Origin of the sequence: Stenotrophomonas testudinis (assembly GCF_024499815.1) — a bacterium.
GTDB lineage: Bacteria > Pseudomonadota > Gammaproteobacteria > Xanthomonadales > Xanthomonadaceae > Stenotrophomonas.
On record NZ_JAMOKY010000009.1, the window covers coordinates 61,237 to 87,659 of the forward strand.

The window sequence follows — 26,423 nt, forward strand, 5'->3', positions numbered from 1 at the left end:
CGTGGCAGGCGCAGTAGCGGGCCTTCTTCATACAGCTTCCTCGAGAATGATATCGGCGATGCGCTCGGCGGCATCGACCTTGGCCAGGGCACGCGCGGCTTGCGCCATCTGCATGCGGCGGGCGGGATTTTCGGACAGTTCGCGCAGCAGTGCGGCAATGCCGTCGGCCAGCGTTCCATCCTGCTTCAGCAACACGGCCGCATCGCGCTCGACCAGATACTCCGCATTGCGGGTCTGGTGATCGTCGACGGCGGCGGGGAACGGCACCAGCACGCTGCCCACGCCCGCCGCACACAGCTCGGCCAGGGTGGACGCGCCGGCACGGCACACCACCAGGTCGGCCCAGGCGAAGGCATCGGCCATGTCGGCGATGAAAGGAGTGATCTCAGCCTGCACGCCGGCCTCGGCATAGGCCTGCACGGCTTCGCCATGCAGCTTCTCGCCGCTCTGGTGGCGCACCTGAACCTGCACGTTGCCGGCCAGCCCGGCAATCGCCTGCGGCACGCCGGTGTTGAGCGCGCGTGCACCCTGGCTGCCGCCCACCACCAGCAGCCGCAGCGGGCCCTGGCGATCGGCAAAACGCTGTTCCGGCGGTGCGATCGCGGCAATTTCCGCGCGCACCGGGTTGCCGACGAACTCCTCGCCCTTGGCAAACGTGCCCGGGAAACCGGTCAGCAGGCGGCGCGCGTAGCGCGACAGGATGCGGTTGGTCATGCCCGGCGCACGGTTCTGCTCGTGCACCAGCAGCGGCAGGCGATGCAGGCGCGCGGCCATGCCACCGGGGCCGGAGGCGAAGCCGCCGAAGGCGACCACGGCGCGCGGCTGGCGCTTGCGAATGATCATGCCGGCCGCACGCAGGGCGCGCATCAGCCGCCACGGTGCACCCAGCAGGGCCAGCTTGCCCTTGCCGCGCAGGCCGGTGATGGCCAGGGTGTCGACCGGAATGTCGTGCTGCGGCACCAGACGGGTTTCCATCGCGCCGTCGGCGCCCATCCAGGTGACCGGCACGCCACGCTGGCGCAGCACACGGGCCACGGCCAGGCCGGGGAAGATGTGGCCACCGGTGCCGCCAGCCAGGATCATCACCGGGCGGGTATTGGTGTTGTTCGTGGAGGCAGTGCTCATGACAGCCTCCCGAAGGTCGGTTCGATGCGCGACTGCAGGCGGCTGGTACCACGCGCAGCGGCCGGTACAGCGGCAGCCACCGGTCCGGCAGCCTTCGGCGCGCTGGTGGCAGCGGCCGGTGCAGCCGGTTCAGCCGCCGGCGCGCCCGCGGCCTCTTCGCCACCGCCGATGCGCACGGCCTGGCGGCGCTCGGCGCGCTTCAGTTCATAGGACACGCGCAGCAGCAGGCCCATCGCCACGCAGGTCATCAGCACCGACGAACCGCCCGACGAGATCAGCGGCAGGGTCAGGCCCTTGGTCGGCAGGATGCCCAGGTTCACGCCGATCGAGACGAAGGTCTGCATGCTGATCCACAGGCCGATGCCGAAAGCGATGTAGCCGGAGAAGTGGCGCTTCATTTCCACGCAGCGCATGCCCAGCCAGAAGGTGCGGCCGACCAGCAGTGCGTACAGGGCGACGATGGTGCAGGTGCCCAGGAAGCCGAATTCCTCCGCGGTGACCGAGAAGATGAAGTCGGTATGCGCTTCGGGCAGGTAGTACAGCTTCTGCACCGAGTTGCCCAGGCCCACGCCGGTCCACTCGCCACGGCCCACGGCCATCAGCGCGTTGGACAACTGGTAGCCGTCGCCCTGCTGGTCGGCCCACGGGTCGAGGAAGGAGGTGATGCGGCGCATGCGGTACGGCTCGATGATCGCCAGCGCGCTCATGCCGACCAGGCCGATGATCACCGGCATCGACATGCGCGGCATGTTCACCCCGCCCAGCACCAGCATGCCGGCGGTGATCGCCAGCAGCAGGGTGGACGAACCGAAGTCGGGCTGCAGCAGCAGCAGCACGACCAGCGCACCGGCCACGCCCAGCGGCTTGAGCATCGCCGGCCAGGTCGCATTGACCTCGTCGCGGAAACGCACCAGGTAGCTGGACAGCCAGACGATGTAGAGCACCTTCACCGCTTCGACCGTCTGGAACTTGGAGATGCCCAGGTTGATCCAGCGGCGCGCGCCGTTGACCGTGCTGCCCAGGCCCGGCGTGAACACCGCCAGCAGCAGCACGAAGCAGCCCAGCAGCAGGATCTGGTTGTACTGCTCGATCGACTTCAGCTCGGTGCGGGCGGCCACGACCGCCAGCACGATGCCCACCGCCAGGAAGATCAGGTGGCGGTTGAGGTAGTAGAACGGGCTGCTCATCAGTGCGATCGAGCTGGATGCCACCATCACCACGCCAATGCCCGTGAGCGCAATGATCGCGCCCAGCAGCCACTTGTCGTAGCTGCCTTCGATGGCTTCGAGGCGTGTTGCCTGGCGGGACAGGTCGTTCATTCTCAGCGCACCTTCAGGGTGGCAAGGCCGATCAGCACGAGCACGACCGAGATGATCCAGAAGCGCACGATCACGCGCGGCTCCGGCCAGCCCTTCAGCTCGAAGTGGTGGTGGATCGGCGCCATGCGGAACACGCGCTTGCCGGTCAGCTTGAACGAGGCCACCTGGATCATCACCGACAGCGTTTCGATGACGAACACGCCGCCCATGATCACCAGCACCAGCTCCTGGCGGGTGATGACCGCGATCGTGCCCAGCACCGCGCCCAGCGCCAGTGCGCCGATGTCGCCCATGAAGACCATGGCGGGGTAGGTGTTGAACCACAGGAAGCCGAGGCCCGCGCCGGCGATGGCTGCGCAGATGATGACCAGCTCACCGGCACCGGGTATCTGCGGGATCTGCAGATAGTTGGCGAACACCACGTTGCCCGAGGCGTACGCGAACACGCCCAGGCCGCAGGCCACCAGCACGGTGGGCATGATCGCCAGGCCGTCCAGGCCGTCGGTCAGGTTGACCGCGTTGGAGAAGCCGACGATCCAGAAGTAGGCGATGGCCACGAAGCTGATGCCGGCCAGCGGCAGCGCGATCGACTTGAACATCGGGATGTAGAAGGTCAGCGCGGCCGGCACGTCGGCGGTCTGCAGCAGGAAGATGCCTGCGGCCAGGCCGAAGATCGACTGCAGCAGGTACTTCCAGCGCGAGGCCAGGCCGTTCGGGTCGCGGCGCACGATCTTGATCCAGTCGTCGTACCAGCCGATGGCACCGAAGCACAGCATCACGGCCAGCACCAGCCACACGTAGCGGTTGCGCAGGTCGGCCCACATCAGCACCGACAGGGTGACGGTGAGCAGGATCAGCGAACCGCCCATGGTGGGCGTGCCGGCCTTGACGAAGTGGGTCTGCGGGCCGTCGGTACGGATCGGCTGGCCGCCCTTGAACTGGGCAAGACGGCGGATCACCGCCGGGCCCAGCCACAGCGACAGGAACAGCGCCGTCAACGCGGCAAGGATGGCGCGGAACGTCTGGTAGTTGAACAGCCCGAACAGGCTCTCCAACTGCTGCAACCATCGAGCCAGTTCATACAACATGCGGGGATTCCTCTCCTTGCGCCAGCAGCGCTTTGACAATCGTGTCCATGGCGCTGCCACGGGAACCCTTGACCAGGCAGCGCACGCCGGCGTGCAGCTCGTCCTTCAGCGCCTGCGACAGCGCGTCATGGGTGGCGAAATGACGGCCGCCTTCGCCGAAGGCGGTGGCAGCGGCGGCACTGAGCGGGCCCAGTGCGTACAGGCGCTTGAGGCCGGCGGCACGTGCGCGGATGCCGGCCTGCGCGTGCAGGGCTTCGGCGTCCGGGCCCAGCTCGCGCATGTCGCCCAGCACCAGCCAGCCCTCTTCCGGGGCGGCGGCCAGGGCATCGATGGCGGCGGCCAGCGAACCGGGGTTGGCGTTGTAGCTGTCGTCCACCAGCACCGCGCCATTGCGCAGCTGGTGGGCGATCTGGCGGCCCGGTACCGGCTGTGCCGCGGCCAGGCCCGAGGCCACCAGGGCCAGGTCGATGCCGGCGCCCAGCGCCAGGCTGGCCGCGGCCAGCGCGTTGCTGACGTTGTGCCGGCCCGGCAGGCCAAGCGCGATGCGGACCTCGCCCTGCGGCGCGACCAGGGTGAACTGGCTGCCCTGCGCACCGGCGCGGATGTCGCGCGCGGTGACATCGGCGCTGTGGTCCAGGCCGTAACGCAGTACCCGGCAACGTGCCGGGGTACCGACGAAATGCTGTTCGAACCAGCGGCCGTAGGCATCGTCGACATTGATGACGGCCACGCCATCGGCCGGCAGCGCGGCATAGATCGCGCCCTTGGTCACCGCCACGCCGAGCAGGCTGCCCATGCGTTCCAGGTGCGCCGGAGCGATGTTGTTGACCAGCGCATAGCGCGGGCGGGCGATATCGGTCAGGTAGGCGATGTCGCCCGGCTTGCCGGCGCCCATCTCGTAGACGGCGTAGTCGGCATCTTCCGGGGCATCGATCACCGCCAGCGGCAGGCCGATCTCGTTGTTGCGGTTGCCCGGGTTGGCGTAGACCACCTTGTGTGCGTGCTCGGCCACCTGCTGCAGGATCGCCAGCAGCAGGCTCTTGACGCTGGTCTTGCCGTTGCTGCCGGTGATCGCGAACACCTCGGTGTCGCGGTCGCGCTGCATGCCGGCGGCAATCCTGGCCAGGGCCAGTTCGCTGTCGGCTACCAGCACCTGCGGCACGTCCAGTGGCAGCAGGCGCTCGACCAGCAGCGCGCTGGCACCGCGCGCCTGCGCATCGGCGGCGAAATCATGGCCGTCGAAACGCTCGCCGCGCAGGGCCACGTACAGGGTGCCGGCGCCCAGGCTGCGGGTGTCATTGCTGACCGCATCGATGGCCACGTCATCGCCGTGGATCTCGCCACCGGCCCAGTGCGCGATCAGCGAAAGCAGGGTGCGCTTCATGCGATGCCCTCCCCTGCCTGTGCTGCCAGCACACCGGCCTTGGCAGCCAGCGCGGCAGCCGACACTTCGGTGTCGTCGAAGTCGTGGCGCACGCCGTTGACCTCCTGGTAGGGCTCGTGGCCCTTGCCGGCGATCAGGATGATGTCGCCTGCACCGGCGCGCTTAACCGCCAGGCCGATCGCACGCGCGCGGCTGCGCTGCACGGTCACGTGTGCCAGGTCGCGCGGTGCTCCTTCGCGTCCTGCGACCGCCCCGCTCGGGCTTCCATGCCCAGCGAAGCCGGCGAGGATGTCGGCCACGATCACGTCGCCGTCTTCGCCGCGCGGGTTGTCGTCGGTGACGATGACCTGGTTGGCCAGGCGTTCGGCGATGGCGGCCATCTGCGGACGCTTGCCGGTATCGCGCTCGCCACCGCAGCCGAACACGCAGTACAGCGTGCCCTGCAGGTGGCCGTGCAGGCTTTCAAGGGCCTGTTCCAGCGCATCCGGGGTGTGTGCGTAGTCGACCACCACGGTGGGCAGGCCGTCTTCGCCACCGAGGCGGTTCATGCGCCCGCGGATCGGCTGCAGTGCCGACAGCACTCCGGCGATGCGCTCGATCGATTCGCCCAGTGCATGCAGGCTGCCGGCCACGGCCAGCAGGTTGTCCACGTTGAAGCGACCCAGCAGCGGCGACTGCACCGCAGCGCGCGCGCCGTCGATGACCAGTTCGAAACCGATGCCGCGGCCATCCAGCTGCAGGCCTTCGGCACGCACGCTGGCACCGGCGGCACCGCGCGAGCTCAGGCCGATGGCCTGCACGCTGGCCGGCAGGCCTGCGAACAGTTCACGACCGAAGGCATCATCGAGGTTCACCACTGCGGCCTTCAGGCCCGGGCGGTGGAACAGGCGTGCCTTGGCCGCGCCGTAGCTGGCCATGTCACCGTGGTAATCCAGGTGATCGCGGGTGAGGTTGGTGAACACCGCCACGTCGTAGTGCACGGCGTCCACGCGGCCCTGGTCCAGCGCGTGCGAGCTGACTTCCATCGCCACCGCACGTGCGCCGTCGTTGCGCAGCTGCGCCAGCAGCGCATGCATCTGCAGCACCAGCGGGGTGGTGAATCCGGTCGGCTCGACCGCACCATAAAGTCCGGCGCCCAACGTGCCGATACTGCCACTGGGCGTACCGAGGAGGTGCCAGGCCTGGGCCAGCAGCTGCACGGTGGAGGTTTTGCCGTTGGTACCGGTCACGCCCACCATCGTCATCGCACGCGAGGGCGCACCATGGAACTGGTCGGCCATGGCGCCGAGGCGTGCGCGCAGGCCCGGCACGGCGATGGCATCGGCCGGCGCCGGCAGCTCGGCCGGGGCCGGCGGCTCGAACAGGATGGCGCTGGCACCGGCCGCGCGCGCCTGCTCGACAAAGCCCAGGCCATGCGCGCCGAAACCGGCAATGGCGACGAAGGCATTGCCGGGGCGCACGGCACGGCTGTCGAGCACCAGGCCGGTCAGAACGGGATCGTTGCCCGCCAGGGCAACGTCCGGAAGCAACTGCGAAAGCAACATCGAAGGACTCATTGCGTGCCTCCCGCGGGCGGGGCCGGCACATGGTTCTGCGCGCTGGGCAGCGCGGCGTCGAATTCGGCGGCGGCATCGGCCGGCAACGCGGCCTCGGCCGGCGGCGCCGGCAGGATGGAGGCCGAATGCCCCATCTTTCCGGACTGCTGGGCAGCCAGCCACGACTGCAGGTCGTCCAGCGGGACGTCCATCAGGCGCAGGGTGCCTTCCATCACGTTGTGGTACACCGGCGCCGACACCAGGCCGCCGTAGAACTTGCCGCCCTGCGGGTCGTTGATGACGATGACGGTGGCGAAGCGCGGGTTGGTGGCGGGCACCACGCCGGCGAACAGCGAGTTGTAGTGGCCACGCTCGTAACCGCCGGGGCCGGCCTTGCGCGCGGTACCGGTCTTGCCGGCCACGTGGTAGCCCAGCACGGCTGCCTGCTTGGCGCCGCCCTGCGTCACCACCGTCTCCATCATGGCCACGACTTCCTTGGCCACGTTCTCGTCGATGATCTGCTTGCCTTCGTTGCGCTGGCCCTTGACGAAGGTCGGGGCGATCAGCTTGCCGCCGTTGGCCAGCGCCGAGTACGCGGTGGCGATCTGCAGCGGCGTCACGTTCAGGCCGTAGCCGTAGGACATGGTGGTCTTGGTGGCGCCATCCCAGTTGCCGGGGCGGCGCACCACGCCACCGGATTCACCGGGGAAACCGCTGTGCGGCACCGAGCCGTAGCCGAAGCGGCGCACACCGTCGTAGAAGGTCTGGTCGGTCATCTTCGCAGCGATCTTGGCTGCGCCGATGTTCGAACTGCGGGTGATCACGCCGGTGACGTTGAGCACGCCGTTGTTGCGCGGCACGTCGCGGATGGTGAAGCGGGCCACCTGCATGTAGCCCGGGTTGGTATCGATGATGGTGTCCTTGGTCACCGCACCGGACTGCAGCGCGGTGGCGATGGTCAGCGGCTTCATCGTCGAACCCGGCTCGACCAGGTCGGTCACGGCGCGGTTGCGGCGCGTGTCCGGCACTGCACCATTCAGCGAATTCGGGTTGTAGGTCGGCAGGTTGACCATGGCGAGGATCTCGCCGGTGGCCACGTCCATGATCACCATCGAACCGCCGGCCGCCTTGTTGGCCACCAGCGCGTTGCGCAGTTCCTTGAAGGCCAGGTACTGGATACGGCGGTCGATGCTGAGGGTCAGGTCCTTGCCCGGCTCGGCGGCGCGCAGCAGGTCGCTCTCCACCGTTTCGCCCTTGCGGTTGCGGATCACCCGCTTGGCGCCGGCCTTGCCGCGCAGCCATTCGTCGAAGGCCAGCTCCAGCCCTTCCTGGCCGCGGTCATCGATGTTGGTGAAGCCCAGCACGTGCGCCATCGCCTCACCCTGCGGGTAGAAACGGCGGAACTCGCGCTGCGCGGCCACGCCCGGAATCTTCAGCGCGACCACTTTCTCCGCGTCGTCCGGATTGATCCGGCGACGCAGGTACATGAATTCCTTGTCCGACTTCTGCGACAGGCGGCTGCTCAGCTCGTCCACCGACATGCCGACCGCCTGGGCCAGCTCGGGGATGCGGTCCGGCGCACGCAGCAGGTCCTGCGGGTTCACCCAGATCGACGCGACCGGGGTCGACACCGCCAGCGGCTCGCCGTTGCGGTCGGTGATCATGCCGCGAGAGGTCTTGATCGGCAGCTCGCGCAGGTAACGTGCCTCACCCTGGCGCTGGTAGAAATCGCTGTTGATGATCTGCACGTAGGCCGCGCGACCGACCAGCGACACCGAGCACAGGCCGAGCGCCAGCGCGACCCAGCGCAGGCGCTGGCGCAGGTTGAAGGCGTTGCGCGGGCGGTTGCGGCCGGTCTTGCTCATGGGCGCACCACCACCACGTCGGCGGCTTCGGGGAACTTCATGCCCAGCTTCTCGCGGGCCACGCGGTCGACGCGGTTGGCTTCGGCCAGGGTGGCCTGTTCCAGCTGCAGGCGGCCGAACTCCAGGTTGATGTCATCACGCGTGCGCTCGGCACGCGACAGCTCGATGAACGTCTGCCGATGACGGTGACGCACGAACACGACGCCGATCGCCGAGGCCACGGTGCAGGCCAACAGGATGATCAGCAGCAGCCGGCTCATGCATCGGCCTCCCGCTTCTGTGCCACGCGCAGCACGGCGCTGCGGGCACGCGGGTTGGCGGCCAGTTCTTCGTCGGTGGCCTTGATGGCACCGCCGATCAGGTCCAGGGTCGGAACGAACGCCACGGCCTCGGGCAGGCGGCGGTTGGCCGGCGGCGCCTTGGCCAGGCGGTTCATGTACTGCTTGACGATGCGGTCTTCCAGCGAATGGAAGCTGATCACCGCCAGGCGACCGCCCGGCTTGAGCCGTTCCACGGCCGCATCGAGCCCGGCTTCCAGATCGGCCAGCTCGCGGTTGATGTGGATGCGGATGGCCTGGAAGCTGCGTGTGGCCGGGTGGATCTTGTCTTTTCCACGCGGCATCACCGAAGCGATCAGCTCCGCCAGTTCGCCAGTGCGGGTGAACGGCTGCTTCTCGCGGCGGGCGACGATGGCACGGGCGATGCGGCGGCTCTGCCGCTCTTCGCCGTAGGTCCACAGCACGTCGGCGATCTCGTGGTCTTCGACGCGGTTGATCCACTGCGCCGCGCTCTCGCCGCTGTCCGGGTCCATGCGCATGTCCAGCGGGCCGTCCTTGCCGAAGCTGAAACCACGCGCGGCCACGTCCAGCTGCGGCGAGGACACGCCGAGGTCGAACAGCACGCCATCCAGGCCTTCGGCCGTCGCATCCCACTGCAGCAGCTGGGCGAAGCTGCCACGGAAGATGGACACGCGCGGGTCCGGCGCGAAATCGCGCTCGGCCACAGCGATGGCTTCCGGATCCTTGTCCATGACCAGCAGGCGCCCCTCCGGGCCCAACTGGGTAAGCACCCCGCGTGCATGACCGCCACGACCGAACGTGCCATCCAGATAACGTCCGTTTTCGATCACCCTCAGGCCGTCAATGACCTGGGTGTACAGGACCGGCAGGTGCACCGCCGGCGACTGCGACACCGGAAGGTGACCGGTCTGCGCTTCTGGGCGCATCCGGGCACCCCGGCTCACAACTTCAGGTCGAGCAACCCATCACCCAGATCCTCGTCAGACAATGTCTGCTGGATCAGGGCACGATGCGCCTGCTCGCTCCACAATTCGAATTTGTCGCCCATACCGAGCAATACCGCCTTTTTTTCAATGCCCACCGCACCGCGGTGGCTGGCGGGAATGCTGATACGACCGTTGCCGTCGAGCTCGAGATGGGCGGCCGAACCGACCAGCTTCTGCTGCAACAGGCGCACGACGCGCTGGGTGTTGGGCTTGGACATCACGTCGTCGCGGACCCGCTCCCATTCCGACTCGGCATACAGCCACAGGCAGCCGGCTTCGAACGGGTTGTAGGTCAAAACAAGACGGTTGTTGCTGGCACGCGCGACGAGGTCGCGGTAGGCGGTGGGAACCGCCATGCGTCCTTTATCGTCAACTGTGATGGCCGTCTCGCCCTGGAACACGACGCGTGCACCTTTCCTTCGCCCGGTGAAACATTGAACCACGAAAACCCACAAAACACCCGGATTTCCCTCTGATGCCCACCTTAGCAGCGGCCCTAGGGTTGTCAACAACTTTTCAGCGGGGAAATCGCCAGCCACATCAATGGCTTGCAGCAATGTTTAGAGAATTGTTCAAGGCTTATCCACAAGTTGCTGATCCGTCTCAATTTTTGAGATTGAACAGAAGTTCAGGGGTGTGGAGACGGCGTGAAACATGGCCTGCGCATTCATCCAGAACGGGCTGAAAGCGGCGTCGGATTGCGCAAACCGGGCACAATGACGCCATGTGCCTGCTTGCTCTTGGCTGGTTACGTCACCCGCGCTGGCGACTGGTGATGACCGGCAACCGCGATGAGTTCCACGCCCGCCCGACGGCGGCCCTGGCCCCCTGGCAGGACGAGCCGTCCATCATCGGTGGGCGCGACCTGCGTTCGGGCGGTGGCTGGGCTGGCGCGGGGGCTGATGGGCGCATGGCCGTGGTCACCAACGTGCGTGATCCGCTCGCCGCTCAGGCCGGCCCTTCGCGCGGCGCGCTGGTGGCCGATTTCCTGCGCGGCCGCGAACCGGCCGCCGTGCACATCGACCGGCTGGCCGGCATCGCCGCCGCGTATGCCCCGTTCAACCTGTTGTTGGCCGATGGCGACAGCCTTGAGTACCTGGGCAACCATCCGGCCGAGCGCCAGACGCTGGGACCGGGCGTGCACGGCATGTCCAACGGCGCGCTGGACGCGCCTTGGCCGAAGACCCGCAGGCTGATGGCCGCGCTCTCGACCTGGCTGGACGCCGACGGGGTCGGATCTCTTTCGCAAAGCGAAAGGGCTCTGACCCCAGACCTGACCCCGCTGTGGAATGCCCTGGCCGACGAACACCGCCCCGCCGACGGCGACCTGCCCGACACCGGCATCGGCCTGGAACGCGAGCGTTGGCTGAGCCCGGCCTTCATCCGCGGCGATGATTACGGCACCCGCGCCAGCACCGTGCTGCTGATCGGCCACGATGGCCACGGTGAGATGTACGAGCGCCGGTTTGGTGCGCAGGGCGTGTTCCTGGGCGAAGGCCACGTCTCCTTCCAGGTAAATTCGGGCTTGCCCGACTGAAGCTCTCCGTAGAGTGGAACTTGCTCCACTGTCTGGTTCCGTCGAGCAAGCTCGACGCTACGCAGCAGCTTGTCGTGATCTGCACGCTCCTTGCCCCCCCTCACATCCACATGGGGCCGGAACACCGCTTCGCCAGCGCTCAGAAGCGCTTACCACACTCACATCCCGCGCAACGACTGAGGGAATCGCGTCAGGTCCGCGAGGTGCGGATCGGGCCGTTCATTCCATATATCAGCTGTCCCGCCGCTACCCGTTCAGCATGCAGAGCGCCCTTGCCGGCGCCCCACCCCTCTGAATGAGCCGAACGCATGCACCGGACACTGATACTCACCCTTACCCACCTGCTGACCCTCGGCCTTGGCTTCGGCCTGGGCGTCTACTTCCTGCCCATCCTGACTGCACCCGATGACCCGCCGCACGAGCAGGTGCAGGCGGCCATGGCCGATGCGGCGTACAGCAGCATCTTCAAGCGCAATCTGAAAGGCAGCGACGCCTTGCACTGGGCCGAAGGCAAGGTGACTGTCAGCCGCAGCCAGATCGCGTTCGAGGGCAAGATTGCGCCCGGGCCGGACTACAAGGTGTATCTGACCAAGGAATTCGTGGAAACCGAAGCCGACTTCGAGCGCATCCGTGCCACGTCCATGCGCATTGGCGAAGTGAAGACTTTCAACCGCTTCCTGGTGGATGTGCCACCCACCGTGGATGTGGACGAGTTCACCACGGTCGTGGTGTGGTGCGAACGCTTCGCGCAGTTCATTTCCGCCGGCCAGTACCGCACGCCACGCTGAACGGGATGGGGTCGGAGCCCTTTCCCGCGGAAAGGGATCCGACCCCGCAGCCGTGGTCGGGCCACGTGCGGGGACGACGAGAGAGGAGGCGGAGCCGGCCGATAAGCCGGGTTCTGTCGTGGACAGTCATTCCTCTAGGCGTTACGTCGCCGCAACGCTCAAGCAACCTACCCGGATCCAACGCGGGCCGCGCCAATGGATCCCTATTTGGTCTTGCTCCAGGTGGGGTTTGCCGTGCCGGTCTGTTGCCAGACTCGCGGTGCGCTCTTACCGCACCATTTCACCCTTACCGGCCTTCCGAGGAAGACGTAGGCGGTATCTTTCTGTTGCACTTTCCGTCGGCTTGCGCCGCCCAGGCGTTACCTGGCACCTTGCCCTATGGAGCCCGGACTTTCCTCGGCACCCCCGAAAGGATGACGCGACTGTCTGGCCGGCTCCGCCAACGCGCATTCTAGCTTACGCGCGGCCATCCTGCCCGGTTGATCGCGGCGAACGGCGCGTCCGTTCATGCATGGCGCGGATCTACCGGCCCTACCCGCGCACCATCCCCCGCCCCACGGTCAATGTCGCCCCTGCGCAGGTCCCTCAGGATGGCTTACACAACTCCCGGCGAAGATCATCCACCAATCGCTTTCGGCTGCTGCGATCGTACTCGACAGGCGAAAATGGCATCGATGCGTGCGCGTAGTCGTCGATCACTGCCAGCAGCGCCTGCGTGTCGACACGTGCACTGAGAGGCGCCTGTTCATCACTGAGGAGTGCAACAAGTCGTTCCTGGAGCAGCTCCTTTCGGGCAATACCGGCACCAGTGGACGGATCTGCAATACACAGGCCGAAGGTGCCGTTGAAGAAGTGCGGGAGCAGCAGTTCAGCCTTTGCGTGCGCCCGGTCGGCATCCCCAAGTTCGCCCGCCAGGTAGTCCACGAGCTCCTGCAGGAGAACGGCCGCCACGGCCGCCCGCTCATCCCCAGGTGACGCGCTGTCGGCAATGCGCGTCCAGCGTGCGCAATCGGTACGGAAGTACTCGCCGGCAAGGTGTTCACTGATGGGAATGACGCCGAAAACCGCAGATCGGACGCGTCAGGGGCGCGTGGGCATCACGGGCGCCGATCCACGGACTTCGCTCACGTCAGAGGCCTCGGCGACCAGGTCACCGTGCCAACACGCTTCGGGAGCGGGAGTATCCGCACGTGCCGGACTGTTCTCAACCTCGCCCTGCAGGACGTCCGATGATGCCCAGGACTGCCGGGCTCGTGCGGTCAGGCGCGGATCGTTCGTCGATGTTGATTGCGACATCAGCGGGGATCCGTGCCTTTCCGCATGCCGCGCCGGGCGCTCGCCGGGCATGGCCCGGCGCTACCGGTCAGCTGCCGTACAACGCCTTGCGCGGGGCGCCGGTCAGCTCGGCGGCCAGCTTGGCGGCCGTGGACGGCGGCAGGTGCTCGCTCAGCTTGGCGTAGACGTGGCGGCCGTGCGCCAGCTGCGCCTCGGCATCATCGCCGGCGCCCTGCACCATCACCACGAACTCGCCCTTGCGCTGGTTCTCGTCGGCCTCGACCTTGGCCAGCAGGCCGGCCAGATCACCGTCCAGCACGGTCTCGAACAGCTTGGTCAGCTCGCGCGCCAGCACCGCCGGGCGCTCGGCGCCGAAGATCGCCGACATGTCCGCCAGCGATTCGACGATGCGGTGCGAGGATTCATAGAACACCATCGTCCGTACTTCGCCGGCCAGCGCCTGCAGGCGGTCGCGGCGGCCGCTGGCCTTGGCCGGCAGGAAACCCTCGAAACTGAAGCGGTCGCTGGGCAGGCCGGCCACGCTGAGCGCGGCGATGGCCGCGCAGGCGCCGGGGATGGGACTGACCTTGATGCCGGCCGAGCGCGCGGCGCGGACCAGGCGGAACCCGGGGTCGCTGACCAGCGGCGTGCCGGCATCGCTGACCAGGGCCAGCGACTCGCCGGCCTGCAGACGCGCCACCAGGCGCTGCGACAGGGCCTCTTCGTTGTGCTCGTGCAGGGCCACCAGCGGCTGCTGGATGCCGAAATGGGACAGCAGCTGGCCGCTGCGGCGGGTGTCTTCGGCACAGATGGCGGCCACCGAGCGCAGCACCTCCTGCGCGCGCGGGCTCAGATCGGCCAGGTTGCCGATCGGCGTGGCGACGACATACAGGGTTGGCACACTCATTTCAGCGGTACTCACGGGGCAAGGGTAGAATCCTAGCGTGTACCTGGCCAAGGCCGCTGCCCTCATCGCATGGACCCGATCATGAACAAGCCCGCCGCACGCATCTCCGCCCTGTCATTGTCGCTGATGCTCCTGGCTGGTTGTGCCACCACCAGCCTCACCAGCGCCCCCGAATCGCCGGCCCAGAGCCAGGCGCTGGCGCTGATCGAACAAGGCAAGCCGCGCGACGCTGCCCTGCAGCTGGAGGCGCAGGCCGCCACCCTGCGTGGCGGTGCCCGCAGCAACACCCTGGCCGATGCGGCCTGGGCCTGGCACCTCGCCGGTGACAGCGCCCGCGCACGCAGCCTGCTGGGCCAGCTGACCGCTCGCCAGCTCTCCGGCGCCAGCCTGCAGCGCTTCCAGCTGACCAGCGCCGAGCTTGCTCTGGCCGACAAGCAGCCTGCACAAGTGCTGGTCCTGCTGAAGGACGCGGGTGACAACGTGCACCCCGGCCTGCGCACGCGCTGGCACCTGGCCCGTGCCGAGGCACTGCAGGCCAGCGGTGACAGCTTCGCTGCCGCCGCCGAACGCGCCCGTGCCCATGCCAGCCTGGCCGGTACCGCCCGCAGCGAGAACCAGGCCGCCATTTCCGGCCTGCTCGGCACGCTGGACGACGCTACCCTGCGCAGCCGCGCCGCCGCGCTGCCGGCCAATGACCCGCTGTACAACTTCGCCGGCCGTGCGCTGATCGCCCGCGGCCTGCCGCTGCCGCGCCCGTTCGACCGCGACGGCGCCGCCCAGTTCGATACCAGCAAGCGCCCGCCGGCGATGAGCGATGGCTACCGTCCGCCGGCGAAGATGGCCGTGCTGCTGCCGCTGAGCGGCCGCCTGGCCACCGCCGCGCAGCCGGTGCGCGATGGCCTGCTGGCTGCCTATTACGGCGAAAGCCGCCGCCGCCCGGAGATCAACTTCTTCGATACCGCCGGAACCCCGGCCGGTGCGCTGGCCGCGTATGACAAGGCCGTGGCGTCCGGCGTCGACTTCGTGGTCGGCCCGCTGGGCCGTGATGAAGTGGACGCGGTGTACGGCCGCCAGCCGCTGCAGGTGCCGGTGCTGGCCCTGAACCGCGGCAAGGATGCGCCGCCGGCGGGCAGCGCTGGTTTCTCGCTGGCGCCGGAAGACGATGGCATCGTGGCCGCCGAATACCTGCGTGGCCGCGAGCGCAACCGCGCCCTGGTCGTCAGCAGCAACGACGACACCGGCCGCCGCGCCGCGGCCGCATTTGCGCAGCGTTTCGCCCAGCGCGGCGGCCAGGTGGCCGCCACGGTCGCCGTCGTTGACGCGGTGGGTGATATCAGCGCACAGGTGCGCAATGCCGGCCAGATCGATGCCGTGTTCCTGGCCGTTCGTGCCCCGCAGGCGCGCCTGCTGGCACCGCAGCTGGCCCTGGCCGGTGCCGGTGGCGCAACGCGCGTCGGCACCAGCCAGCTGACCACCGGCAGCGGCAAGGTCGAGGAAGACGTGGCGCTGGACGGCATCATCTACCCGAACGAAGCCTGGAACGTGCGCAGCGTGTCCGGCCTGCCGTCGGCCGCGCAGGTGGGCCAGACCCTGCCCAGCGCGCGCGGTGCCGCCGGCCGCCTGTTCGCCTTCGGTGCCGATGCGTGGAAGATCAGCGCCTACCTGGAAAAGCTGTCGAACGAGGGCGGCCTCGATGGCGCCACCGGCACGCTGTACCTGGACAGCAACGGCAACATCCTGCGCCAGCCGGCGTGGTCCACCTTCAGTGGTGGCCGCACGATGCCGATCGTCGGTGGTCGCTGAGCACCTGCAACGGGGCTCTGCGGTGGAAGCCGCCGCCGAGCAGCACCTGCAACAGGCCGGGTTGCAGCCGCGCGCACGCAACGTGCGCTACCGCGGCGGTGAACTGGACCTGGTGATGGACGACGCGGGCACCGTGGTGTTCGTGGAGGTGCGTTATCGCGCACGCGCGGATTTCGGTGGCGGCGCGGCCTCGGTGGATGCGCGCAAATGCCGGCGCCTGGCCCATGCCGCGCTGCTGTACCTGCAGGAGCACCCTGCGCTGGCCGATGCGCCCTGCCGCTTTGATGTGGTTGAGGCTACCGGCGATCCGCCGCAGCTGCGTTGGCTGCGTGATGCGTTCCGGTTGGATGACTGCTGATGCCTTCGATCATCACCCATGCCGCCGTGCCACTGGCGCTGTGGTGTGCCGCTGACCGCGGCCGCATTCCGCCGCGCGTGCTGGCCGCCGGCGTGATTGCCGCGATGCTGCCCGACGCCGATGTGCTGGCGTTTGCCCTGCATATTCGCTATGCCGATGCGTTCGGGCACCGCGGCGCCAGCCATTCGTTGTTGTTTGCCGGCGTGCTGGCCGCGTTGGCGGCGGTGCTGGCGTTCTTTGGTAGTCGCCGACCTTGGTCGGCGGTTTCGAGCCAACCAAGGTTGGCATCTACGACATCCACCGTGCAGGCCGCGGTGTTCGTCTTCATCTGCTCGGCCAGCCATCCGCTGCTCGATGCGATGACCTCCGGTGGTCTGGGCGTTGCCCTGGCCTGGCCGTGGAGTGAGCATCGCTTCTTCGCGCCGTGGCGGCCGATCCGCGTCTCGCCCTTCGCTCCTCAGTTCTTCAGTGCACGCGGCGTGGCCACGCTGCTGTCCGAGCTGCGCTGGGTGTGGCTGCCGCTGGCCGGCGCCGTTGTCGCCTGGAAACTGATCCAACCTGCCCCTGCCGTTCCCCGGGAACCCTCATGAGTACTGCCCTGCCTACCGCCCTCGTTGCCGAACTGTCCGCCCTGCTGGGCACGGAGGGCTGGCGCATGGATGACAACGCACTGGAGGCAAACGCGCAGGACAATTCCTGGCGTCATCAACGTCCTGCCGCCGTCGCGCTGCCCGCCAGCATCGAACAGGTACAGGCGCTGGTGCGCGCGTGCCGTGCACAGGGCGTCGCACTGGTCGCTCGCGGCGCCGGCACCGGCACCACCGGCGCGGCGGTACCGCAGCCGGGCAGCATCGTGCTGTCGTTCACCCGCATGGACCGCATCGTCGAGATCCGCGCCGGCGACCGCTGCGCCGTGGTGCAGCCGGGCGTGTTGAACGGCACGCTGCAGCAGGCGCTGGCGCCGCACGGCCTGTTCTGGGCACCGGACCCATCAAGTGCCGAGATCTGCAGCATCGGCGGCAACCTGGCCTGCAACGCCGGTGGCCCACGTGCGGTGAAGTACGGTACCAGCCGCGACAACGTGCTGGGCCTGGTGGCGGTCACCGGCACCGGTGAAGTGATCCGCTGCGGCGGCGCTTACACCAAGGATGCCACCGGCTACGACCTCACCCACCTGCTGGTGGGCAGCGAAGGCACGCTGGCACTGATCGTGGAGGCCACCCTCAAGCTGACCCCGCTGCCGGTCAGCCAGGCCGGACTGCGCGTGCTGTACCGCGATGCCGATGCGGCCGCTGCAGCGGTGTCGCGCCTGATGTCGCAACCGGTGGTACCCACGCGACTGGAATTCATGGATGCGCGCAGCCTGGAGCTGTTGCGCCTCAATGGTGCCGAAGTACCCGAGGCTGGCGCGATGCTGCTGGTCGAGGCCGATGGCGACCACGACACCCTGCCCTACCTGCTGCAGGCGCTGGCCAGCGCCGCCGAAGGTGAAGGCATGATCGAGCTGGACGTGGCAATGGAAGGCCGCGCACGCGACCAGCTGTGGGCCGCACGCAAGGCGCTTTCACCCGCACTGCGGACCGTCGCGCCCGGCAAGATCAATGAAGACGTGGTGGTACCGGTGTCGCGCATCCCCGACCTGGTGGCTGGCGTGCAGGCGTTGGCGCGTGACTACGCGCTCACCATCGTCACCTTCGGCCACGCCGGCAACGGCAACCTGCACGTCAACATCCTCTACCACCCCGAAGACGCCGACGAGAACGCACGTGCACATGCGGCGCTGCCGAAGATCTTCGAACTGACGCTGGCGTTGGGCGGCACGTTGTCGGGCGAACACGGCATCGGCCTGGCCAAGCGCGATTTCATGGCGCAGGCATTCACCCCGGCCACGCTGGCGACGATGCGCGCGATCAAGGCCGCGCTCGATCCGGACGGCATTCTCAACCCGGGCAAGGTGTTGCCACCGGTGTGATGCGCGCCGGGCATAAACCGGCGCTACCAAGGCGTGCACCTGTAGAGCCGAGCCCACGCTCGGCTGCTCTCCGTCCAGATCACGATGCACCCGCGCTTCGCGCGGTGAGCCGAGCATGGGCTCGGCTCACCAGAGGTCCGCGTGGCGACCCCGGCACTGTCGCTTACCAGGCCATGCGCAGGCCGACCTGGCCACCCACGTTGCGATAGCCATGATCACCCCGCTGCACGGTCAGGCCACCCCATGCGCCCCAGCGCTGGCCCAGCTTCAACTCGGCGCCGGCCTGCACCTCGTAGCGGTTGCGCGGTACATCCGCGCCCAGCGTGTCACCGTTGAACTGCAACGTGCTGGTACCGCTGCCACGCAGCCAGTTCACACCCAGGTATGGCTGCACGGTGTTGCCGGCCGCAGTGCCATGGCCGAACACACGCACGCCCAGGCGCCCGGTAAGGCCACCGGCATCGGCGTGGTCGATCACCGTGCCGTTCGTTTCCACGTGTCGATCACCACGATAGTTGACATGGGACAGCTGCAGCTGAGGCTGCACATACAGCGCACTGGAAGCGCCCTGCCACACATTGAAGGTGTAGCCGGCCTCCAGCGACGCACTGGTCATGCGCGAATCGTAGTGCTCCGGCTCCAGGCCGATGCCCTGCACCCGGTTATCGAAACGGCCGTGCTGCAGGTTTGCATCCATGTACGCACCCTGCGTGCCGTCAGCGACCTGCAACCAGGTGCCGTACACGCCCACCGCGCTGCCGCGCACCCGACCCTTGGCGCTGTAACCGGTCAGATCGGACACTGCACTGCTGTCAGCGCGCCCCGTGCCCAGCATCACGCCGAACGCTGCATTGCCTCGGCGAACCAGATCACTGCCGATCTGCAGCACCGAGGTGTTGCCATCAATCGACAGCTGACCACCGACCGCGCTGAAGTCCGCCTGCTGCCGGCCCACGCGCGCCCACGCGGCACGCCCTTCATCCAGCGAAACGGCACCGATGCGGTCGTTCAGGCGATGGGAAAACATGTTGATGGCTGCCGACTGGTTGGCCAGGTACGCCCCGGCTTCGGGACGCAGCACCGGCACCGGGTCCACAGGATCCACGGGGTCAACCGGGTCAACCGGGTCAACCGGGTCAACCGGGTCAACCGGATCGATGGGGTCAACCGGATCAACCGGGTCCACCACACAGCCCGGCGCGGCCGGATTGTCCTTGCAGACATCAAACCATTGCGAACGCAGATACCAGTTGCCATCGGTGGGATCAGTCACGCCCCCCTTGAACAGGAAGTACTCATAGGAGCCGCCCACGGCGCGGCCGGCCAGCGCATAGGTTGCCAGCGATGCACCGTCCACTTCGATCAGCTGGATGCCATCGGTGGTCTGAGCGCCAACGCCGCCAATATTCTTCACCGCGATGCTTGCATCGCCCGACGTATCGCCACGCACATGCAGGCGATCAAAGGCGCTGTCATCGCCCCCCAATGCGCCTTGGAACAGGAACGTGGCGCCTTCGCTGTGCAGGTCGCCCTCCACGGTGAGCGTGTTGAAGCGGCCACTGCCATCGGACAACGCCACGCCGCTGTTGCGCACATCCAGCTCGCCCACCGTGGCGTCGCTGGTCAGTGTCCACTGACTACCGCTTTCAATCGCCATGGTCTGCACCAGGCCGGAAGACCCCTGCCACAGCGATCCGTCTGCCAGGCGCACGTGTACATCAGACTGCGGCACCAGACCGGTATCCTCGTCTTCGGGCGTGATGACGATATCGCCGACCATCTGCGAGCCCCCCTGGACGACCACGTCGAAGCGACCGGCCACCGCCGCATCCAGCGCGATGGCGATGCCGTTGCCACCGGATACGTAAGCGTTGTTGGACAGCGTCAAACCAGGGTCACGGCTGCTGCGTACCCAGACACCACCATGCTGGGCGCTCACCAGCGAACTACCGTCGATGCCCAGGCTGCCGTTGTCATTGATGACGGCGGCCCATGCGCCCTCACCCTCGGTACGGACATCGGTCCCGGTCAACGTCATGGCACCGGTGCCACCGGCCAGTACACCGTGGGCCTCGCGACCCTCGGTGCGGATGATGCTGTCGACCAGGTGGATGCTGCCGCCCTTGCGTGCCACGGCGCCAATGGCCCCGACGCCAGACGTAACAACCTGGGTCGCACGTGCGCTGATGGTCGGATCGATACCGATACCAGTGAAGTCGGCATACAACCCATGGCTGCTCTCGCCCAACGTGGTCACATTCACACTGTCCAGATCCACCGTACCGGTTCGCACATCGATGCCGACAGCGCGATCACCCTCGCTGATGACGGAACTGCGTGCCATCGCCAAGGTTGAATCGGAGAACATCTTGACGGTTCCCGTCCCATCGCCGGTGCTACGGAAGCTGGAGTCCACCACAGTGACTGCATTGCCGCGGCCATTGATGTCCAGCGCGATGCCGCTGGCCCTCACGGTGCTCCCCGCAAGGTCGAGCTGGTTGTTATCGGCCAGCCAGATGCCGGACGCACCCTCAATCTCAACGCCGGTCAGGCTCATGTTCGCTCCGGTGGCCGACACCGCCCGGCTCCCCAGCCCCATTGCCGAGATCGAGCCGCCGGTCATCGTGATGTCACCGCCGCCGGAGAGACCAACTGACGACACGCCCTCCATGCGGATGTTCACATCCTGCAGCGTGGCCTGACTTCCGGTATGGGCCACAACGCCCATGCCGGTCCCCTTGTTGATCACGTCGGTAGCCGTCAGATTCAGCTCACCGCTCGTAGTCGCCAGTGCTGCGGTGGCACCGAAGCCGGTGGTGACCAAGGTCGAGCCGTTCAGTTCGATACGGCTACCAGCGCCTTCGGCACGGGCCGCAGATGCACCGTCGCCATCCGCACTCACGTTGACCGCACCCAACGGCACGATGCTGCCGCCGTTGAGCGCATGGAAGGCATGATTGCCCACGCCGGTTGCGCTGTAATCACCTGCTGCAGGGGTCTGCCCATCACCGTCGGCGATGACCTGCTGTGCGAGTGCCTTGACGGGAATGCCAACGGCAAGTGCAGCCGTCAATGCGAGGGCCAGCGCCGAGTGTTGGATCTGATGGGATCGCATATTGAGGTCTCCTTTTGTCGAGACCGGCATAGTGTATGTCGCGTTGAACGCCCACCATTCAATTAGTTGCAATGTCAGATACGACGTTCCGACGCATATGCGACATTAATGTTCGTGAAGCGCAGTACTAACCGTACAGTGCGCCACCAGAGCCGCGCAAATTGTCGCATTGCTCCCTTCTTCACGCCGCGCTCCAAGACTAAGCTCAATTTCTGATTCTTTCGAAATTTGAAATCATTCTCATTGGAATCACTAGCGCTTCATGCAAATCATGTAACGCCACCGACAACGGGTGGCACGGGCTTGCAATCCCGTTTGGTAACTACGTTGTTTACGCTTGTCTGTCGGCGTCGCTCATCCATCGGGCGGCGTCGGCAGGCATTCTGTCCGCGCTTACATGGCGGGCGGTGTGTGGGGGCCTCGTGCCCGCCGGCGTTTCGCGTAGTTACCACCGGTATTGCAACCACGCACCGTCCGCCACCCTCGCTGTTAAGCGGGGTGGCCCCTTGCTTCGCACACAAGGACGCCGCCATGACCACGTCACACTATCCCCATCTGTTTGCCACCTTGGGCGAGGCCGCCACGCGCCTGCCTGACGATCTGGCACGCACGCTGGAAAGCACCTTCGCCGCACTGCAGGAAGGCGAAGCGCCCGGCACCATTACGCTGCTGCACTGCCTGCAGCACATCCGCCAGGGCGACGCCGCCGATGGGCAGCCGTGGCCGGGCAAAGGCCGCACGCCGGGGCAGCGGCTGGCACTGGCACGCATCGACCGCGCCAATGCCGGGCTGACATTTCTACTTGAACTGCTGCATGCCACCGAGCGCGTGCGCGTGGATGGCGAGATCAGCCAGCAGGTGAACGATGACGCGCGCGAGGGGTTGCTGCTGGCGTGCCGGGGTCTGGCCGAGTATGTGGATGTGCAGTTGCGGGCTGCCTAGCGGCACTTGTAGAGCCGAGCCCATGCTCGGCCTGCCTGGATCCTGATCGAAGAGCAGCCGAGCATGGCTCGGCTCTACAGGGCCTGATCGGCACTCAATCGTAGGCAGCAGTCACCACGATCTCGGTGGAGATATTGCCGGCGTTGATACCACTGGTGTTGGGAATGAAGTAACCCGCGCGCAGCGGATAAGAGGCCGTCGCACCAGAGACAGCCACCGGAATGTCGGCGTCGCCTTTCTTCAGGTAAGTGTTGCCGCTCGCGCCGGCCAACAGCGCGATCGTCACACCCTTTGCTGGCGTGGCGGCGGCAGTGTTCTTCCAGCGCTCCGGGTCGCCGTCGGCGGCCGTGCCATCGAACGACAGGCGCGCGCGGCTGACGCCCACGCAGCCGGTAAAGTTCAACGCACCTGCCTTCACGCTGTTGGCGGCACCAGGCGTCATCTCATCGGCCTTCACAGGGTCCAGCGCGATCGCCGGGGCTGCAAGCGTGCAGGTGCCCGGCAGCACACGGCCGCTGATGGTGAGGGTGGCCTGGGCACCCGCGGCCGACGCGATCAGGCACAGCATCGGCACCGCGATCACTTGAAGAAGAGAACGGGACATGGTTGAACTCCTGTGAACGTTGAAAGGAAAGACGAAACTCATGGGGCGGTGCCCTCTTCCTGCTCCGGCGTGCCCGCCTGCAGGCTCTCCGGCGGCAACGGCTGCGGTAAGCACACGGCCTGGTTCCACGACAGCCCGTAGGCATCCGGCGCATCGGGCATGCGGTAGTCGATGCGGCAGCGTCGCTTGCCATCGGGGTCGACGATCAAACTGCCGCTGTCCTGTGCACCGCGCAACTGGATCACCCCACCCTGCCCCACCGCGCCGACCGGCGCGCCGTCTTCGCTCTGCACAACCGCCGCAAACGGCAGCGGCTGACCCAGGGCATCAGTGGCGTCGATGAACAGCGTGCGCTCGCGGCGCACCTGGAACGGCACGCGCACGATGCCACCGGCGGTGGGCGCCACACGTTGCGAGGTCTGCAGCAGCTCCACCTCGATCGGCAGGCTGGACGGATCCAGGTCAATGGTGTTCCAGCGATAGGGGCTGATGTGCGGCAGCAGCGCATAACCGTTACTGGCCACCCGCAGGTCGGTACTGCTGCCGATGCGCGCGCCCTGCGCACCCGGCGCCTGCACCAGCACGAAGCCGTCGCCCACGGGAGCGCCCAGGTTCAGGCCACCGCTGTGCAGCGCCACGCTGCCCGATGCGCCAAGCGACAGGCTGCGGTAGTCGCCACTGCGGCTATAGCCGGCATTGAGATTGCCACGGCTGCCTTGCCACGCGGCATACGCACTATGGCTGTTCTGTCCATTGCCTTGTGCACCGGACAGGCTGTAGCTCAGCGCACGTGACTCACCCAGGCTGCCGGTGATGCCCAGCTGCGACTGCCTGCCACTATCGGCGTGGCTGAGCTGGGTGCTGGCACGCGGTGCGTTGGCGCTACGGCCCAGCGGCACGCTGAGGGTGAACGCGTAGCGGGTGTCCTGGCGGCCATCGCCCACGCGGAAGCGCAGCGCGGACACACCGTAGTTGACCCGCCCCAGCGTGCTCTGGAAGCCCACCTGGAAATCGTTGCGGCGTCGGGCGCTGTCCCAGTAAGACACATGGCCGCCGCTGAGATACAGGTTGCTGCGCTGGCCGACCTTCTGCGAGAAGTTCACCTGGTAGCGCTGGCGGGCGCGCTGGCCGTAACCCCAGTCGTCGCTCTGCGCGCGTGCCACATCGTTGAGGCTGAGGAAGCCGCGCGTACTGTAGCGATACGCGGCCAGGCCGAAGTTGGTACCGGTGCGCGCCAGGTAACGTTGGTAATTCACGCGGAAGCTGTTGCCGGTGGCGGTGTCGTTGCCGCGCAGGCGGGCGCGCGAATGGGTGACATCGGCACCGAATGCACCGATGGCCGTGTTGACCGCAGCACCGGCGAGCAGGGCGCGATAGTCCTCACCCAGCTGGGCGCCACCCAGCACGGTAAGCCGGTTGTTCAGGCCGCGCGCGTAGGTGCCCTCGGTGAAGCGCAGCGCCTGCAGCGTGTTGCCGGTGTCGCGAAGCTCGCCGGCGGTGACCGCAAAGCGCGACGACCCGGCACGCAACGCCTGCGGCACGGCGGAGAAATTGACACTGAAGCGCTGCACGCGGCCATCGGCTTCGGTGACGCTGACGTCCAGGTCACCGCCGAAGTTGGTGGGATAAAGATCCTCGATGGTGAATGGACCGGGCGCCACATTGCTTTCGTGGATGATGCTGCCGTTCTGGCGGATGGTGACCACCGCATTGCCTTCGGCAATGCCCTGCACCACCGGTGCATAACCGCGCAGTGAGTCGGGCAGCATGCGCTCGTCGCTGGCCACGCGCACGCCGGTGAACGGCACGCTTTCGAACAGCTCGCCACCGGTGTTGCCCTGGCCCAGCAGCAGCTGGCTGTTCCAGCGCGGAATGTCGCGCTGCAGGTGGCTGCTGATGACCTGGTGACGGGTATCCTGGCTGCCATGGGTGAACGACGCGCGGTGGCGCAGGCGCCATGCGCCCAGGTTCAGGCCCGCCTGAAGGCCTAGGTGGCTGCTGTCGCTGCCCTGGCTGCGGTAGTGGTTGGCGCTGTAGTCGATGAAGGCAGCGGTGATGCCGTCATCGCGTTGTTCAGGCGCTACGAAGCCGCGCGCGGCGATGGCCTGCGCCGCTTGCGGAATGCTGAGGGACAACTGCAGCTCGCCACTGTCGAAAGTGGTGCTAGCGCCCTCCACCAGCGCTGGCAGATCCACACAGGTGCTGTCTTCGGCGGGCAGTGCCTCCAGGAATGCAGGCTTCAACGGCAGGCCGCGCACCAGCGCCGGTGACAGGCACGGCACCGCAATCTGCGGGTCGTCCTGGATGACGAAACGGATGTCCTGGCTGCGCAGGTACTCGCCATTCACGTGCACGTCCACCGCGTAGTCGCCGGCCGGCAACGGATTGCCGTTGGCGTAGCGCGCCATGTCGATGGCTTCGCCGCCGATCAGGAAGCCTTCGCTGAACTCGACCGGGGCTGCCGTGGCATCCAGTGCGAATCCAGCCGACAGCACCCCACCGATGGCGGCGCAGAACGATCGCGTGGCGGCACGGGTACGATTGACAGCCATCATCGGTAGTCGGCGGTCAGCACCGCCTCGCCTTTGACGTCGCCGGGCACCAGCGGATCGGCCGTACGCAGATAGCGCGCACTGAACGGAATGGCCTGTTGCCCCTTGCTGGACCAGCCGTGCGACCACGCCTGGCCGAACTGCACCGGCTGGCCACCGCGCAGCAGCTGCACTTGAACGCCGCCAGCGGTGGCACCGGGAGCGGGCGCCAGCTGGCCGTTGCGGCTGCCCGGGCCATTGGCGTCGGCCAGCGACAGCTGCACGTCGATGTTGTCCATCGGGCAGTTCATCGTGACGTCGAAGCTGGATTCCTTTGCGTCGCTCCCGCTGGCGGCGAGATCCTCCATCCGTGCGTCATCCAGAGAATGCGAAACGTCTGCGAGGTTGCAGGTAACTACGGGAATGTCGAGTTCAAGCGTGAAGGAGTGACGATAGGGATTCGAAGCGTCATTCTCTGGCCAGAACTCGATCGTCCCTATGAACGTACTCGGTACGCTCTCCATTGCTCCTCCGCGGTAGTGGATATGCATCTGCAGGAAGTGATCAACCCATCCGGTGCTCGTAAAGGCAACACCAGGGTGGCGATTCACTTCTCCATTGCGCAGCGCGATGCGGGGCAGCAATCCGGTCTGCCCATCAGGAGTAACACTGAAAAGAAAGGTGAGCAGCGGTGATCGAGGCCCGAAGCTGTAAGCGGGAGCCATCACCCCACCGGCGGACAGGATCTCGCCCTCATAGGTCAGCCCGGCGAGATTCATGTTGATCAGGAATGCCTCCTGGCCCGACGGGCATTGATACGTCCGGTCCTGCGATGCACCGACCCCCCAGAAGCGCACGCCAGGTTGATCAAGATTCTGTGCAACCCGCACGACACTGTCGTTGATGTCGTTGAAGACCAATCGCTGGCAAGCCACAGCACTTTTCGTGCTCAGTGTCAGCGAGGCCATCAGCACGAAGGCTAAAAGTATC

General features: G+C 67.0%; 22 protein-coding genes and 1 other RNA gene. 7 read left to right on the forward strand and 16 right to left on the reverse strand.

The genetic code is table 11. The features are described 5' to 3' along the window. Window positions 1-27 precede the first annotated feature (27 nt). The 9 genes from murG to mraZ are packed head-to-tail and all read right to left on the reverse strand — an operon-like array spanning window position 28 to window position 10,002. On the reverse strand, window positions 28-1,125 hold the full coding sequence (gene murG, locus NQ204_RS07840) for an undecaprenyldiphospho-muramoylpentapeptide beta-N-acetylglucosaminyltransferase (RefSeq protein WP_116862582.1): 1,098 nt from the start codon (window positions 1,123-1,125) through the stop codon (window positions 28-30). Continuing rightward, window positions 1,122-2,444 carry a putative lipid II flippase FtsW gene (gene ftsW / locus NQ204_RS07845; protein ID WP_256643526.1) on the reverse strand — a complete coding sequence of 441 codons (1,323 nt, stop codon included), beginning with the start codon at window positions 2,442-2,444 and terminating at the stop codon, window positions 1,122-1,124. The genes murG and ftsW overlap by 4 nt, the downstream gene beginning before the upstream one ends. Window positions 2,445-2,446: 2 nt before the next feature. Beyond that, window positions 2,447-3,532, reverse strand: coding sequence for a phospho-N-acetylmuramoyl-pentapeptide-transferase (mraY, locus tag NQ204_RS07850; protein WP_079220628.1), 1,086 nt, complete (start codon window positions 3,530-3,532; stop codon window positions 2,447-2,449). Further along, entirely contained in the window at window positions 3,522-4,916 is a 1,395-nt protein-coding gene (locus tag NQ204_RS07855) for a UDP-N-acetylmuramoyl-tripeptide--D-alanyl-D-alanine ligase (RefSeq protein ID WP_116862584.1), read from the reverse strand. Before NQ204_RS07855 ends, mraY begins: the two co-directional genes overlap by 11 nt. After that, window positions 4,913-6,472, reverse strand: coding sequence for a UDP-N-acetylmuramoyl-L-alanyl-D-glutamate--2,6-diaminopimelate ligase (locus NQ204_RS07860; protein ID WP_116862585.1), 1,560 nt, complete (start codon window positions 6,470-6,472; stop codon window positions 4,913-4,915). The genes NQ204_RS07855 and NQ204_RS07860 overlap by 4 nt, the downstream gene beginning before the upstream one ends. Then, complete coding sequence (locus tag NQ204_RS07865) at window positions 6,469-8,316, reverse strand: peptidoglycan D,D-transpeptidase FtsI family protein (RefSeq protein ID WP_108767747.1); 1,848 nt, start codon at window positions 8,314-8,316, stop codon at window positions 6,469-6,471. Before NQ204_RS07865 ends, NQ204_RS07860 begins: the two co-directional genes overlap by 4 nt. Beyond that, entirely contained in the window at window positions 8,313-8,576 is a 264-nt protein-coding gene (gene ftsL, locus NQ204_RS07870) for a cell division protein FtsL (protein WP_079220624.1), read from the reverse strand. The genes NQ204_RS07865 and ftsL overlap by 4 nt, the downstream gene beginning before the upstream one ends. Then, window positions 8,573-9,541, reverse strand: coding sequence for a 16S rRNA (cytosine(1402)-N(4))-methyltransferase RsmH (gene rsmH / locus NQ204_RS07875; RefSeq protein WP_116862586.1), 969 nt, complete (start codon window positions 9,539-9,541; stop codon window positions 8,573-8,575). The genes ftsL and rsmH overlap by 4 nt, the downstream gene beginning before the upstream one ends. Before the next feature lie 14 nt (window positions 9,542-9,555). After that, on the reverse strand, window positions 9,556-10,002 hold the full coding sequence (gene mraZ, locus NQ204_RS07880; protein WP_004143635.1) for a division/cell wall cluster transcriptional repressor MraZ: 447 nt from the start codon (window positions 10,000-10,002) through the stop codon (window positions 9,556-9,558). 323 nt (window positions 10,003-10,325) lie between these two features. Between mraZ and NQ204_RS07885 the strand changes: the two genes are divergently transcribed. Further along, a complete protein-coding gene (locus NQ204_RS07885) occupies window positions 10,326-11,138 on the forward strand; it encodes an NRDE family protein (RefSeq protein WP_116862587.1) in 813 nt (270 codons plus the stop codon). 308 nt (window positions 11,139-11,446) lie between these two features. After that, window positions 11,447-11,926: a DM13 domain-containing protein gene (locus tag NQ204_RS07890; protein ID WP_116862588.1), complete on the forward strand. Its 480-nt coding sequence runs from the start codon at window positions 11,447-11,449 to the stop codon at window positions 11,924-11,926. 86 nt (window positions 11,927-12,012) lie between these two features. Here the strand turns inward: NQ204_RS07890 and rnpB are convergent. From rnpB to rsmI, 3 genes are all read right to left on the reverse strand, one after another. Then, window positions 12,013-12,364: RNase P RNA component class A (rnpB, locus tag NQ204_RS07895), an RNA gene on the reverse strand. Window positions 12,365-12,511: 147 nt separating this feature from the next. Continuing rightward, the gene (locus NQ204_RS07900) at window positions 12,512-12,850 is read right to left on the reverse strand and encodes a DUF6058 family natural product biosynthesis protein (RefSeq protein WP_133249378.1); all 339 of its coding nucleotides are present in this window, start codon (window positions 12,848-12,850) and stop codon (window positions 12,512-12,514) included. 439 nt (window positions 12,851-13,289) lie between these two features. After that, a complete protein-coding gene (gene rsmI / locus NQ204_RS07905; RefSeq protein WP_116862590.1) occupies window positions 13,290-14,108 on the reverse strand; it encodes a 16S rRNA (cytidine(1402)-2'-O)-methyltransferase in 819 nt (272 codons plus the stop codon). An 81-nt stretch (window positions 14,109-14,189) separates the two neighbouring features. Between rsmI and NQ204_RS07910 the strand changes: the two genes are divergently transcribed. The 4 genes from NQ204_RS07910 to NQ204_RS07925 are packed head-to-tail and all read left to right on the forward strand — an operon-like array spanning window position 14,190 to window position 18,241. Beyond that, window positions 14,190-15,911, forward strand: coding sequence for a penicillin-binding protein activator (locus NQ204_RS07910; protein WP_116862624.1), 1,722 nt, complete (start codon window positions 14,190-14,192; stop codon window positions 15,909-15,911). Further along, window positions 15,901-16,269 carry a YraN family protein gene (locus NQ204_RS07915; protein WP_488192348.1) on the forward strand — a complete coding sequence of 123 codons (369 nt, stop codon included), beginning with the start codon at window positions 15,901-15,903 and terminating at the stop codon, window positions 16,267-16,269. The genes NQ204_RS07910 and NQ204_RS07915 overlap by 11 nt, the downstream gene beginning before the upstream one ends. Then, window positions 16,269-16,859 carry a metal-dependent hydrolase gene (locus tag NQ204_RS07920; protein WP_116862592.1) on the forward strand — a complete coding sequence of 197 codons (591 nt, stop codon included), beginning with the start codon at window positions 16,269-16,271 and terminating at the stop codon, window positions 16,857-16,859. The genes NQ204_RS07915 and NQ204_RS07920 overlap by 1 nt, the downstream gene beginning before the upstream one ends. After that, on the forward strand, window positions 16,856-18,241 hold the full coding sequence (locus NQ204_RS07925) for an FAD-binding oxidoreductase (RefSeq protein WP_256643527.1): 1,386 nt from the start codon (window positions 16,856-16,858) through the stop codon (window positions 18,239-18,241). Before NQ204_RS07920 ends, NQ204_RS07925 begins: the two co-directional genes overlap by 4 nt. Window positions 18,242-18,404: 163 nt before the next feature. Here the strand turns inward: NQ204_RS07925 and NQ204_RS07930 are convergent, their stop codons facing one another. Next, a complete protein-coding gene (locus tag NQ204_RS07930; protein WP_256643528.1) occupies window positions 18,405-21,356 on the reverse strand; it encodes an autotransporter family protein in 2,952 nt (983 codons plus the stop codon). Between the two features lie 531 nt (window positions 21,357-21,887). Here NQ204_RS07930 and NQ204_RS07935 point away from each other — a divergent pair. Continuing rightward, complete coding sequence (locus tag NQ204_RS07935; protein WP_256643529.1) at window positions 21,888-22,298, forward strand: hypothetical protein; 411 nt, start codon at window positions 21,888-21,890, stop codon at window positions 22,296-22,298. Between the two features lie 94 nt (window positions 22,299-22,392). Here NQ204_RS07935 and NQ204_RS07940 read toward each other — a convergent pair whose 3' ends face one another. From NQ204_RS07940 to NQ204_RS07950, 3 genes are read right to left on the reverse strand one after another with little or no spacing between them, the layout of a single operon-like run. Further along, a complete protein-coding gene (locus NQ204_RS07940; RefSeq protein ID WP_256643530.1) occupies window positions 22,393-22,902 on the reverse strand; it encodes a fimbrial protein in 510 nt (169 codons plus the stop codon). A 38-nt stretch (window positions 22,903-22,940) separates the two neighbouring features. Further along, a complete protein-coding gene (locus NQ204_RS07945) occupies window positions 22,941-25,457 on the reverse strand; it encodes a fimbria/pilus outer membrane usher protein (RefSeq protein ID WP_256643531.1) in 2,517 nt (838 codons plus the stop codon). Next, window positions 25,454-26,401: a fimbrial protein gene (locus tag NQ204_RS07950; RefSeq protein WP_256643532.1), complete on the reverse strand. Its 948-nt coding sequence runs from the start codon at window positions 26,399-26,401 to the stop codon at window positions 25,454-25,456. Before NQ204_RS07950 ends, NQ204_RS07945 begins: the two co-directional genes overlap by 4 nt. Window positions 26,402-26,423: the final 22 nt, after the last annotated feature.